An 11949-nucleotide genomic window follows, 5' to 3' on the forward strand; every position below is an offset into this window, starting at 1 on the left:
GGATCCGCGAGTTCAGAACCGGATGCCGCGGCGACCGACGCATGTCGGTCTCCATCCCTGTCTATCCTGGCGGTATCGGAACGCTTTTGCGCACCGATGCGACCTGCGGGACCGCGTTACCAGAATATTCACTTCGTAAGTCCCTATCCGGCCTGCGTGCTGCTCGCACGCGCCTGGAACTCGTTACCGGTGGCGTTTTGCCGTGGCAGGAGATAAACGATGTCGTACAAGACCGTGATGGTCCACCTCGACACGAGCGCAGGCGCCCATACGCGGCTTTCGTTCGCACTGAAGCTCGCCCATAAATTCGATGCCTTTCTGGACGGCGTGTTTACCCTGTTCGATCCGCATCCAGTGGGCTTCTACGCCATGACGGGCGCGGTCGACCTTTACGACGCTCATCGCAAATTTCTCGCGCAAAAACGCGGCGAGGTAGAAGGGCTGTTTCGCGCAGAACTGACGTGTGCGCAAGTGCGAGGCGTATGGACCGCACCGGACGGCTTTCCCGCCACCACGGTCGTGCAGGCCAGCCGTACCTCGGACCTCGTGATCCTTGGGCAATCCAGACCGAAGGACCCTGAGTCCTGTGCAGCGGACAATTTCGTGGAGACCGTTCTGCTCGGTGCCGGCAGCCCCGTTCTGTTGATACCGGAAACCGGTCCCTTCGAGGCCGTCGGCGAACGGGTGCTGATCGCATGGAATGGCAGCCGCGAGGCGGCTCGCGCCATTCGCGACGCGATTCCCCTTCTCGCGCGCGCGACGCGTGTCACGGTCGCTGCCGTCTCCACGGCGTTCGAGCCGGGTCCGACCGAAGCATCGTGCGCTGACGTCGCAGCGATGCTCCAGCGACACGTTGTGCCCCCCGTGGACATTGCCCGCTTCGATCGTCCATCGGCTGTATCAACAGGAGAAGCCCTGCTCGAATTCGCAAGCGATGGCGAATTCGATCTGCTCGTCGCGGGTGCCTACGGTCACGCCAGGTTTCACGAGTTCGTCCTTGGTGGCGTCACGCGCACTATTCTTTCTTCGATGACATTGCCGGCATTGATGTCTCATTGAACGACTGCGCGAACGCAATTCACCCGCCACACAGTCGTGAGGAAACCGTCATGGGCTACGATGGGCGCTGGATCGCGGCGGAAGGCCAGCGGCTCGACGCGGTGCATCACTGCGATCGCTGCGCCGATTTTCTCGTCGCGGGCCAGGGCTCGTCGGCTCGTGAAATCCTGGAATTCCGCCAGGCGGAATCAGATGACCCGAGGTCAACAATGTGGTATGCCATTGTCGAACAACAGCGTGAATGGATGCGCGCATGGCACGCTGCGGCGCAGTACGCGCGGCATGCATGCGATGTGTGGCCCGCACCGCCGCTGGCGCATGCCGCCTCGTCCTGCTATGCGGATTTGTTCGAGCCCCTGCTCGGCCTCGCGGAGGCGCCGCCGCCGTTCGCGATTCACTCCATCGCGCTCGGTGGCAGGCATTGCGATGTTGACGAACATATCGTCGCGCATACGCCGTTCTGCGACCTGCGGTGCTTTTCACGCGCGCGTGCCACGCGCGCCGTCCTGCTGTGCACACCGCTGGCCGGCCATGCGGCTGTCATGATGCGGGAAACCGTTGAGGCCCTCCTCGCCGACGGCGACGTCTATCTCACCGACTGGATCAACGCGCGCGACGTGCCGCTCGCCGCCGGCCGTTTCGGCCTCGACGAATACGTGGCAATGCTGGACGCCTTTATCGACAGGCTTGCCGGGGACAAGCGGCCGCTGCACATCGTCGCCGTCTGCCAGTCCACGTTTCCTGCGCTCGGGGCGCTGGCGCTGCGCGCGCAGCGCGGCTGCGCACCGTCCGCGACCATCACGCTCATTGGCGGCCCGCTCGACACGCGCATCAATCCGAGCACGCTCGGTCTCGCGGCCGAGTCGCATTCGCTCGACTGGTGCCAGCGCCACCTGATCGACACCGTGCCAGCCGGGTTCGCCGGGCAAGGCCGGCACGTGTTTCCGACCTATCTGCAGCGAGCCGAAATCGCGGTTGTCTATCCGCACCGTTACGTGGCGCTGGTCGATCGCTACGCGCAGGCGACCTCGCGCGGCGACACCAGCGCGCTCGCCGAAGCGCGCCGCGCGTTGATCGAGTACACCGCACTGCTCGATATGCCGGCCGAATATTTTCTCGATACCGTGGATATCGTGTTCCAGAACGCAATGCTGGCGCGGCGCGCATGGCGTGTGAGCGGCAAGCTCGTCGATCCCGCGGCGCTGCGAGACGTCGAACTGCTGAGCGTCGAAGGCACGCGCGATGCCGTCACCGGCGCCGGACAGACGCATGCTGCCCTGGAGATGTGCAGCGGCATTGCGGCAGCAGCGCGCCAACGGCTCGATGTCGAGGGTTGCGATCATTACGGGCTGTTTACGGGCGAACGCTGGCGCAACGAGGTGCACCCGGCGCTGCAGGCGGCTTTCGGACGCGCAGAGGCGGCCCGGCTGGCGGCCGCAGTCAGATCGGCCTGATCCAAAGCGATCGCGTCACCGTCGCCCAGGCCACACAGGTGCGTCGCCTGATCCGGCACCTCCCTGAGCCAGATCAACCGAGCGTATCGACGGGGTCAACATCTGCGCACGGTGCGTTCGACACAACTGGCCGCTGCGGCTCATGCCGGCTCGCCGCGCACGAGCAGCACCGGGCATTGCGCGTTGCGCACGAACTCCTCCGCCACACTGCCCAGAAAGGCGCGCCTGACGCCGCGCCGTCCATGCGTGCCGAGCACAACGAGTTGTGCTCCGAAACGCGATGCGCACGCTTGCAGACAGTCCGCAACGCTTTGCGTGACGCCGGCCACTTCGAGCAGTTGCGTCTCGCAGTTCACGCCCGCCGCCTTCGCTTCGGAGCGTGCTGCTTCGAGCCGCGTTTTGGCCTCCTCGCGATACGACGCGAGCAGTTCCACCGGAACGTAGGTGAGCCCCATGCCGAACGGCGCCACGACGTCGATCACGTGGGCCACGCACAGCCGGCCGCCCGTCAGCTGCGCCATGCGCAACGCTTCGGCGAGTGCCAGCTTCGCAGTATCGCTACCGTCGAATGCAATCAGAATCTTCTCGTACATGGTCTGCCTCCTGACCCGCGGGCTATCCCGCACTGCATCGCGTTACCTGACGCCTATCTTCGGGTTGCATTGCGTCACACCATTGATTTGCATCAAGAGACAAACCTCCCTCGAGGGACGGCATGGCTTGATTTGCATCAGAGGCGGCGGTACCGGACGCGGGATGCTGCTGCTGAGGCAAAACCCGCCGCTGCCGATCACGAGACGGTCGGCGCCGATCGCGAAAGCGCTGGCACAGAAAGAAGGCGCGCCAGTTGTGACGAACTCGCGAGGCCGGAACTAGGGCCGCTTGTGACCGAGTATCGAAAAGTGCTTTTCCCCTTTCGGCGATTCCTCCCCGCCTAGCACCCCGAATTCGATCGGAGACTTTGTGTAGAAGACACGGACGTGCTCAGCCTCTACCGCGTCGAGCATACGTTGCGCCTCATCTTCTGTGACGGCGAGGATGATCTGCACCGGCTGGTCGGCGAGATTCAGCAGATGTGCCCCATGATGTGCGCCCGCGTGCCCCGTGCCCTCCGCACAATTGATGACCGAGACGCCGTGGATCCCCAACCGGCTCGCTTCGTGCAGCAGCCATTCGCACACCGTCCGATGGTCGTGATGACGGTTATGCTCGGTATAAAACGTAAGCTGATAGCCGTTCATGGGTTCCTCCGCCCGCTCGCACGAGTGCCGCTGCAACCACAGGGAGTGCCTGGCGCCGCCCCTTGCCCGAAGGACCTTTGGTTAGTGCCGTTGGTCAATTCTAGTGCAACCGTCCGACGCCGGCATATGCTGCATCGCAGCGCGCTGTTTATCGTCAGCCCAGGTATGCGCCGTGAGCGGGATTCACGATATTGCATCACCCGCCGGGGCCGTGTCGAAGTCCATCAACTCTCTCCTTTCGTTCCAAGCGTGGCGTATTCGATTCGCGTACGCGTATAAAAAAGGCGAACGACGCCGACATTCAGCTTTTCAAGCAGATCGTCGATGCGGGCATCTTCGGCAATGAACGTGACGGCGACCGACTGTTCCGCAAGCTCAAAAAAGCGCGCCGCATGATATTTTCCCTTCGCGTCGACGCCCTCTGCTATTTCGACGACCGTTGCGCCTTGAATGCCGGCGCGTTTGGCCTCCTCGAGTATCCAGTCCACGACCGGCAGGTGCCGTACGCGATGACCCTGATTCGCCGCGAATACAGTGAGCTGGCTACCTTGCATGAGTGCCTCCCGCCGCCAGGTGATTGAATGTGCCGGGCCCGTGATGCGCCACCTGGATGGCCTCGCCCACGACACGACAGAAACGGTTGAAAACCCATGATTGCACATAGTCCCATGCAGGGCATCACGCTTGACCGCCTGACGACCGCTGCGGCACACACCCGGCGGCACGCAGTGGGTCGATACCCACCGGTCAAAAGCCTGGCTCACGGCGCGCGAGCAGTGCATTGGCCATCCACTGCAGCGTACCGCACAGCAGCAGATAGACGAGCCCGACGAACAGGAAGATTTGCGCGGGATAGATCAGCAGACGGTTGTTGAGCTGATTGGCGAGGAACGTGAATTCCGGCACGCCAACGATATAGGCGAGCGACGTATCCTTGACCAACGCCACCCACTGATTGACGAACGACGGCATCATCACTCGCGCCGCTTGCGGCAGGATGACTTCGCGTAATGCCTGCCAGCGCGTCAAGCCAAGCGAAAGCGCTGCCTGCCCCTGCCCTGCGCCGATCGACGCGATGCCCGCATAAACCGAATGCGACAGATACGCGCCGCCGATCAGCGCCAGCGCACTTACAACGGTCGCAAGACCAGGAACGTCGATGTGCAGCAGGATCGGCATCAGGAAGAAGGTCCAGAAGATCAGCATCAGCACGGGTATTGCACGAAAGAATGCGACCACCGCGGTCAGCGTGAGACGGACGACTCCGCGTGTCATGGCGAGCGCAACGCCAAGCGCGAATCCGATCAGGGCCGCGAGCAACGCCGACACGACCGAGAGCGCGATCGTCAGCGCAACGCCTCCCAGCGGTCCCGCCGGAAACGCACCGATCATCAAATAGCGCAAGGCGGGTAACCACGCGAACTCGTTCACGCACGGCCTCGCAGCAAACCGTGCTGGCCGGCGCGTTGCCAGAGCACCAGCGCGACTTCGATGACAGCGATGGCCAGCACATAGAATACGGTCGCGGTGCCGAATGCCTGGAAGGTCCTGAAGCTTTCGGTATCGACCTGCCGCGACATGTACGAGAGCTCGCCAACGCCTATCGCCATCGTCAGCGACGAGTTTTTGATCACGTTCATGTATTGACCAGCGAGCGGCGGCGTCGCAATGCGCAACGCCTGCGGCAGGATCACGTAACGCAGGGTCGAGTAGCGGCGCATGCCAAGCGCCGCAGCCGCGTGCCACTGTGCGTGGTTCACGCCGCGCATGCCGGCCAGGAACTCTTCGCCGATGAAGGCCGTGGTGTAGCAGGTCAATCCGACCCAGCCTGCGAACAGTTCGAAACTCGGCCAGCGCAGCGTGAGTGGCCCAAACGTCGCGAGGTGCGGCGTATTAAGCCAGGTCATCCAGCTGGACGGCAGTATGGCCGCGACGCCGAAGTACCAGAACAGCAATTGGACAAGCAGTGGAGAATTGCGGAAGACGAACACGTAGAGCGCCGCAGCGCGTGCAACCGTGCGAGTGCGGGCCATGCGCGCAACCGCAAGCAGAAAGCCCAGCGGTGTCGCGCACGAAGCCGCGCTGGCAGAGAGCATCAGCGTTACGAAGAAGCCTTGTTCAAGCCACGCGAGATACTTCGGTTCAAGCCAGTTATGCATGAATCGGGCGCCGCGCTCAACCGTTCTTTTGCGGGTCGCCGATCTTGAAGAGACGGGGCAGCGGAGCCGCACTCTTCGGGCCGAACCACTTGTCGTAAATCTGCGCAGCTTCGCCGTCGTTTTCCAGGTGCGTCAGCGTGCTGTTCACCGCATCAAGCAGACGCGTCTCGCCTTTGGGCACACCAACGCCTTCGTAGTCGTTCGAGATCGTGAACGGGGAAATCTCGTAGTTCGCCTTGTCCGGCGCGCGCGCAAGCAACGCGACGAGCTTCGGACCGTCCTGCGTGATGGCCTGCACGTTGCCCGTGCGCAGCGCAGCGAAAGCGAACGGCGTGTCATCGTAAGCGACGATGGTTGCGTTCGGGAATTTGGCGCGCACCTGCTGCTCGTTGGTCGTACCTTTATCTGCGCCGATACGCAAACCATTGATCTGTTCCGAAGACTTCAATACACCCTTCTTTGCAATGAACTGGGTGCCGGACGCGAAGTATGGCGTGCTGAAATCCACCTCTTTCTTGCGTTCGTCGGTAATCGTAAAGTTGGCGAAAACCAGATCGACTTTTCCCGACTTCAGAAATGCGATGCGATTGGCGGGATTGGTGGGCTGAATTTCGAGCTTCACACCGAGACTCCTGGCGACGGCGCGCGCATAGTCCACGTCGAGCCCGACGATCTGATTGTCTTTCGGATCGACGAAGCCGAACGGCGGATTGCTGTCGAATGCAGCAACACGCAACACGCCCGCCCGCTTGATGTCGTCCAGACGATCCGCATGTGCGGTGGTCGATGCCACGACCAGGAGTGCTGTCAACAGTGCGCCTGGCACTGCGCCCCAGATGCTGCTTTTCATTATCGGATTTCCTTCTTTTCTCGTTGTCCTTGTGCGGCCACACTGAATCTACGTGCTGGCAAAGTACGCAGCCTATCTGCATGACGCACGCGAACAAACCAAGTATTTTTCAGATCCAAAGCGTTGCCGGCGATATGGGCAAAACGGCACACCGCGAGCGCCGCAGGTAATGTTGACGCATGCTTCTTTGCATGCAGGCTTGCGCTGCAACTCTTGCCGGGAAAATCGCATCGACGCGGTAATGTCGGCTATGGAAACGCCATCGACTTGCATTTCTTTCGCGCGCAAAAAATTGAATGCGAACAGGTTACCAGGTTCTTACAACTTCAAGGGGTTATCACCCTTGACCAGGGCATGTCGGCTGCTTAGCATCAACACGGGACTTTGCCTTGAGCTTCTTCATCGACGAGTCGATGAGTCCGTTTCAGACTTCGGCAATGCTCGATGCAACGCCCGGTTTGTCTGCATCAGGGGGACTTTTATGTCTTACCGCCGCTGGACGTCTCCTGCCGAGACCGCAGAATGGATCATCCTCGTCGGCGCAGCTTTCGCAGTGCTGGGCGGGTGGATACCCTGGATGGGCCACGCGCCTTACTACTTTGTTGCCGGTGTTGCACTGATCGGCGCGGGCATCCTCATGCTTTGGAACCGCTCAGCGGGACTATGGTGGTATTTCGGCATGTTCGCCGCCGCCCTGATCTGGTCGATCTTCAAGGTTGGCCTGGATGGCTGGAGCCTGCTGCCGCGACTCTTCGTGCTCGCACTGATCGGCATCGGGATAAGCCTGGTCATCCTCACCAGCAACTCCCCAGTCGGCCGGCCACTGCGCATGGCGGCAATCATCACGGCGGTGTTCTACGTCGTTGCGATCGGCAGCATGCTCTGGTCTGCCGTCTCCTGATCAGGACCGAAGGCGTCCGTTCACAAACGAATCCTGCGGGCCGGCAACGGCGGTCTTCGTCGTCGGTCGGATCTCCACCTGGTTGATCTTTCAAGCGACGAATCGAGCGGCCAACTCATGCCGAAGGCCGACCGCATTCATGAGATGGTGCGGTGCGTTTTACCGCAAGCCCGCATTCCTCCTGCCACGTTTGCACCACGCATTAGTCGTCCGCCGCCAATTTCAGGCAATCGGAATACTTTCGCGCGCTGCGCATCATATTTCGATGGGTCATATGGATATATCTCCGAATATCGTATCTTATTCGGAGTCCATATCGATAAATAAGCGAGTTTACCATCGATCCGCTGCGCGCGAAGCTGCGTGCCCTGACGTCGGCGCGGTGAACGCCGCAATCCGTGGTCAGCCGTCCTGGCGGTTTGCCCACGCCTTCACGTACACGGGGGCCTCGCGCTCCGGCGCGGCTGTATCGGCCACGGGCGGCGATGGTGCAAGCGTCAAAGGCAGCACGCCTGCCCAGACGGGCCGATCCATGTCCGCCTCATCGTCCTTCGGGCCGCCCGTGCGGATCTTCGTCACCGATTCCGCGAGCGCAATGCGCATGACCGTGGTCGCCGCCAGCTCCTTGCGACTGCCCGCACGCACTTCATGCCGGCGGCCCGGCGCAATGTGTTCCATGAAGGCATCGAGCACGGCCGCCTTGTACTCTTCTGTTACTGCCTCGAATACGCCGTAAATGACGGCGGAACGATAGTTCATCGAATGATTGAACGCGGAGCGGGCGAGCACGAGTCCATCGAGATGCGTAACGGTCACGCAAACCTGGGCGCCATCGGCTGCGAGGCGCAGCATGCGGCTGCCGTTCGAACCGTGAATGTAGAGATGATCGCCTTCGCGCCAGCATGCGGTGGGGATGCAATGCACGCCGTGCTCGTCGGCGAAGGCGACGTGGCAGACGTAGGCCTCGTCAAGAATCGCGTGCAGCGTCGCCGCGTCGTAGTGCGCGCGCTGCGCGACCCGGCGCACGCGCGTACGTGGCGAAGGTGCCGCGCTGGTGTCGGCGGCGGGTTCGTTGACGGTATCGGCGAGGGACATCGTTTGCTTCCTCTACGGTTCGGGTTGAGATGCCGCCTACGATAGACAGGGCGTGGCCCTATGGGTAGATCCAGACTTGCCTTTTGTCGTGGAGCCACTGATCGGCTTAGGGGTGGTCGAGGACGGTTGATCGCAGGTAATACATCGTAAACCGTAAGATTCCCAACCAAATTCCCCGTAATATCTCTTATCGGGATTTGTCAGGAAAAAGCTGCACGATCAAAAAATCTCCTGTACAATCCGGCCTCCTTGATTCCCCGATAGCTCAGTCGGTAGAGCGCCGGACTGTTAATCCGTAGGTCCCTGGTTCGAGCCCAGGTCGGGGAGCCAGACATGCGGGAGTAGCTCAGTTGGTAGAGCGCAACCTTGCCAAGGTTGAGGTCGCGAGTTCGAGACTCGTCTCCCGCTCCAGCATCCACGCAGCAGCGTATTGCGTCTGGCTACTCTCGTTTCCCAACCGAAGCCAGAGCGCATATTCCTTGCTTCGCGATCCCAATTAATTGAAAACGGATAATCGCAGAGAGACCATTCATTGACCGGTCTTGCGCGTTATTTGTAGAAAATATAAGTCGCGATATAAGGCGAGCTACCCGACTCGTGCTCGGTCGAGCACGACGCAGCCGGCTTCACGCCGCCAACCGTCCTTACCCGCCGCACGTAGCGCACGGATGCGAGCATGCCCTGCGATCCGGTGGAATGCGTCTCAAGCGACACAACTCGCTGCGCAACACCCCGGCGCGGACTGCAGGAACCGGTCGCTTCCGGGATCATTCCGTGCGGGCGCGCGTGGCCGCGCCCTCTGTGCGGCGCTTTGACGGCCAGCCATACTCGGCCGCCTGCCAGGCAAGCAGCCCGGGCAAATAGAACATCAGATCGCGCACGCGTCTTGCGCCCGCGAGCGCGAGGCAGGTGGGCGCATCGAACCCCAGCAATCCGCCGATCACGACGAAACCGCCCTCCTGCACACCAAGGCCGGCTGGCACCAGAAACGCGATGCTGCTCAGCATCTGGATCAGGGCTTCGATCACGAACGCCTGCACGAAGGTCGCGTCCGTGCCGAGCACGCGCAATGCGAGCCAGATTTCTAGTGCATAGCCGAGGCATTGCAGCGTCTGCCAGACGAGCACGTAGCGCACGACCACGCCGGTTTGCCGCCAGATCAGCTTGAGGGATAGATCGACGCGCGCGGATTTGCCCACGAGATCGACGACCTTGCCGCTCGTGACACGGTTGAGCGTGCGTGCCGCGCGCTCGAAGGGCCGCGCATGCTGCACGAGCGCAAAGAGCACGAGCAGCGGGATGAAGCCCGCGAGGCCCCATGCGAGCCGCCCTGCGAACCGCGCGGTATCGGAAGAGGAATGTTCGAGCAGATAGCCGGCTGCAAGCAACGCAAAGAGCACCTGACTGATCAGCGTGAGTTGCATGTCGGCGATGAGGCTCGCCACCGCCGTGGCCGGCCGTACGCCCGCACGGCCAAGCAACCGGAACGACACGAGTTCCCCGCCCACGCGCGCGACGGGCAGCAAGCCGTTGATCGACTCGCGAATCCACACGAGTTTGAGCATCGTCGCGAACGACGGGCGCTGCGCCGCGCGAATCAGGCTGCGCCAGTCCCATGCATTCGCGCACATCGGCAGGATATGCACGATGGCCGCCAGCACGAGTCCCATGCCCGCGCCGCGCAACAGTTGCAGCACTGCCGCAGGATGTTCGCGCCAAACGAGCCACACGGCGATCGCAAGACCGACCAGGGCGGCGATACGTCCCATGTGCTTCATCTGCGGGTGCTCTCTGGTGGATGCTCCCGTCTCATTGTGCCCCCCAATCTACTGTGACGCTCAGGTCTCGCGGACTGGCGAAAGCATGCCATTCCTGTCGACGCGAAAGCGCGTGCCGCGCCAAACGACGCCAGACGAACAAAAGCTCGCGACATAGATCGCGAACTGGACCATTTCCCAAAGGGGTAAGCATAACAGTCCGCTGGACTTGTCGCCGGTTGCGCGATCGGTCCTCCACATCAGCCACGCGCGCGCGCACAGGGCCACGGCGGCCAGTATCCACGCGCTCGCTGCGCCACCGGACAACACCACGGCAAGCATGGCGAGCGCGAATGGATGCATCAGCACGGCGCCCAGATGCCCCGAGCGGTCCGCCGCGCGAACCGTGCGGCTCCAGCGCAGTTCGTGCGCAAAGAGTTGGGCGAACGTATTCTCCACGCATGCGTGCCGCACGAGAATAGGCGGCACGGAAACTTCCGCGCCGGCGCGGCGCACCGCTTCGCCGATCGCGTGATCTTCGGCAAGGTGATGCGCGAACTGCGCCAGACCGCCAATGCGTTCGAGCATTTCGCGCGTCATGGCGATGGACTGACCGAAGCACGGCCGCGCGCGCCCGATTGCGAGCCCCGTGACGACGCCGGGCAGAAAATGATAGTTGGTGAGGGCCGATGCCACGCGCGGCCAGAATCCCGGCGCGCACAGGCCGCGATAAACCGCGGTCACGAGACCAACGCCCGGTTGCTGCAGCGCCCCGACCACCTGGCGCAGATAATTCCTGTCGACGAGCACGTCGCTATCGGCGAAGCACAGCACGTCGTGCTCGGCCTGTTCGAGCATGTTCACGAGATTCGCGATCTTGCGGTTGGGACCGTACAGCCGCGCGTCGGCGACGACCGTGATGTGCGCGTCGGGATAACGCGCGCGCAGGCGCTCGATGGCGTTGAGCGCTTCGTCGCGCGCATCGTGCACGCCGAACAGATACTGGACTTGTCCAGGATAGTCCTGCTCGAAAAAGCTGGCGAGATGCTCCTCGAGATGCCATTCGTCGCCATGCAGCGGCTTGGCGAGCGTAATGGCCGGAAAGTGCCGCGGCGTTGCCACCTCGCGCGCGAAGAAACGGCCGACCAGCGCGCTCGCCGTGCAGGTATAGATAATGCCGAGCGCCGCGCAAAGACCGCTTAGCACGGCGAGCGAATCGAAGAGTAGATGCGAGAAGCCGGGTAATTCGGCGCGCATGACTTCGATTGCTGCAGAAGCGACGGCAAGCGCCGTCACGGCCATCGCAACGATGGCTCCCGTTCGTCCCGTCGCGTGCGCGCGCTCCATCATGCCTCGTGCGCGCGCAGGAAGCGGAAGAACTCCACGCCTTCGCGCAGACGCCGCTTCATCATGTCCCAGCTCGTGAGCATCTC

General features: G+C 62.3%; 13 protein-coding genes and 2 tRNA genes. 5 read left to right on the top strand and 10 right to left on the bottom strand.

Features of this window, described 5'->3' with window-relative positions; genetic code table 11:
- Window positions 1-219: 219 nt before the first annotated feature.
- Window positions 220-1059, top strand: a complete 840-nt coding sequence (locus C7411_RS02285; RefSeq protein WP_110382923.1) for a universal stress protein — start codon at window positions 220-222, stop codon at window positions 1057-1059.
- Between the two features lie 209 nt (window positions 1060-1268).
- Window positions 1269-2513, top strand: coding sequence for a polyhydroxyalkanoate depolymerase (phaZ, locus tag C7411_RS02290; RefSeq protein WP_110382966.1), 1245 nt, complete (start codon window positions 1269-1271; stop codon window positions 2511-2513).
- A gap of 140 nt (window positions 2514-2653) precedes the next feature.
- Here phaZ and C7411_RS02295 read toward each other — a convergent pair whose 3' ends face one another.
- The 6 genes from C7411_RS02295 to C7411_RS02320 all read right to left on the bottom strand — a co-directional run bounded on the left by C7411_RS02295 (window position 2654) and on the right by C7411_RS02320 (window position 6763).
- Complete coding sequence (locus tag C7411_RS02295) at window positions 2654-3106, bottom strand: universal stress protein (RefSeq protein WP_110382924.1); 453 nt, start codon at window positions 3104-3106, stop codon at window positions 2654-2656.
- A 279-nt stretch (window positions 3107-3385) separates the two neighbouring features.
- Window positions 3386-3754 carry a DUF190 domain-containing protein gene (locus C7411_RS02300; RefSeq protein WP_110382925.1) on the bottom strand — a complete coding sequence of 123 codons (369 nt, stop codon included), beginning with the start codon at window positions 3752-3754 and terminating at the stop codon, window positions 3386-3388.
- Window positions 3755-3978: 224 nt separating this feature from the next.
- Window positions 3979-4308 (bottom strand): DUF190 domain-containing protein, encoded by a 330-nt coding sequence (locus tag C7411_RS02305; protein ID WP_110382926.1) that lies wholly within the window; start codon window positions 4306-4308, stop codon window positions 3979-3981.
- Window positions 4309-4501: 193 nt separating this feature from the next.
- Window positions 4502-5146: an amino acid ABC transporter permease gene (locus tag C7411_RS02310; RefSeq protein ID WP_221206507.1), complete on the bottom strand. Its 645-nt coding sequence runs from the start codon at window positions 5144-5146 to the stop codon at window positions 4502-4504.
- A 35-nt stretch (window positions 5147-5181) separates the two neighbouring features.
- Window positions 5182-5913, bottom strand: coding sequence for an amino acid ABC transporter permease (locus tag C7411_RS02315; RefSeq protein WP_110382928.1), 732 nt, complete (start codon window positions 5911-5913; stop codon window positions 5182-5184).
- Window positions 5914-5929: 16 nt separating this feature from the next.
- Window positions 5930-6763, bottom strand: a complete 834-nt coding sequence (locus C7411_RS02320) for an ABC transporter substrate-binding protein (protein ID WP_110382929.1) — start codon at window positions 6761-6763, stop codon at window positions 5930-5932.
- A gap of 52 nt (window positions 6764-6815) precedes the next feature.
- Between C7411_RS02320 and C7411_RS36890 the strand changes: the two genes are divergently transcribed.
- Window positions 6816-7664, top strand: coding sequence for a hypothetical protein (locus C7411_RS36890; protein ID WP_133253607.1), 849 nt, complete (start codon window positions 6816-6818; stop codon window positions 7662-7664).
- A 402-nt stretch (window positions 7665-8066) separates the two neighbouring features.
- On the opposite strand, the gene C7411_RS02330 is transcribed toward C7411_RS36890, so the two are convergent.
- Window positions 8067-8759, bottom strand: coding sequence for a pyridoxamine 5'-phosphate oxidase family protein (locus C7411_RS02330; RefSeq protein WP_110382931.1), 693 nt, complete (start codon window positions 8757-8759; stop codon window positions 8067-8069).
- Between the two features lie 254 nt (window positions 8760-9013).
- On the opposite strand from C7411_RS02330, the gene C7411_RS02335 reads away from it, so the two are divergent.
- Window positions 9014-9089: transfer RNA gene (locus C7411_RS02335), tRNA-Asn, on the top strand.
- Between the two features lie 5 nt (window positions 9090-9094).
- Window positions 9095-9170, top strand: a tRNA-Gly gene (locus tag C7411_RS02340).
- Window positions 9171-9308: 138 nt separating this feature from the next.
- Here the strand turns inward: C7411_RS02340 and C7411_RS38575 are convergent.
- Genes C7411_RS38575 through hpnI form a run of 3 tightly spaced genes read right to left on the bottom strand, consistent with a single transcriptional unit; the run spans window position 9309 to window position 11863 of the window.
- On the bottom strand, window positions 9309-9530 hold the full coding sequence (locus C7411_RS38575) for a DUF3455 domain-containing protein (RefSeq protein WP_110382932.1): 222 nt from the start codon (window positions 9528-9530) through the stop codon (window positions 9309-9311).
- A complete protein-coding gene (locus C7411_RS02350; protein ID WP_110382933.1) occupies window positions 9527-10537 on the bottom strand; it encodes a lysylphosphatidylglycerol synthase domain-containing protein in 1011 nt (336 codons plus the stop codon). Before C7411_RS02350 ends, C7411_RS38575 begins: the two co-directional genes overlap by 4 nt.
- A gap of 60 nt (window positions 10538-10597) precedes the next feature.
- A complete protein-coding gene (hpnI, locus tag C7411_RS02355) occupies window positions 10598-11863 on the bottom strand; it encodes a bacteriohopanetetrol glucosamine biosynthesis glycosyltransferase HpnI (RefSeq protein ID WP_373682556.1) in 1266 nt (421 codons plus the stop codon).
- Window positions 11864-11949 lie beyond the last annotated feature (86 nt).

It is taken from the genome of Paraburkholderia silvatlantica (assembly GCF_003096715.1).
GTDB classification, from domain to species: Bacteria; Pseudomonadota; Gammaproteobacteria; order Burkholderiales; family Burkholderiaceae; genus Paraburkholderia; species Paraburkholderia silvatlantica.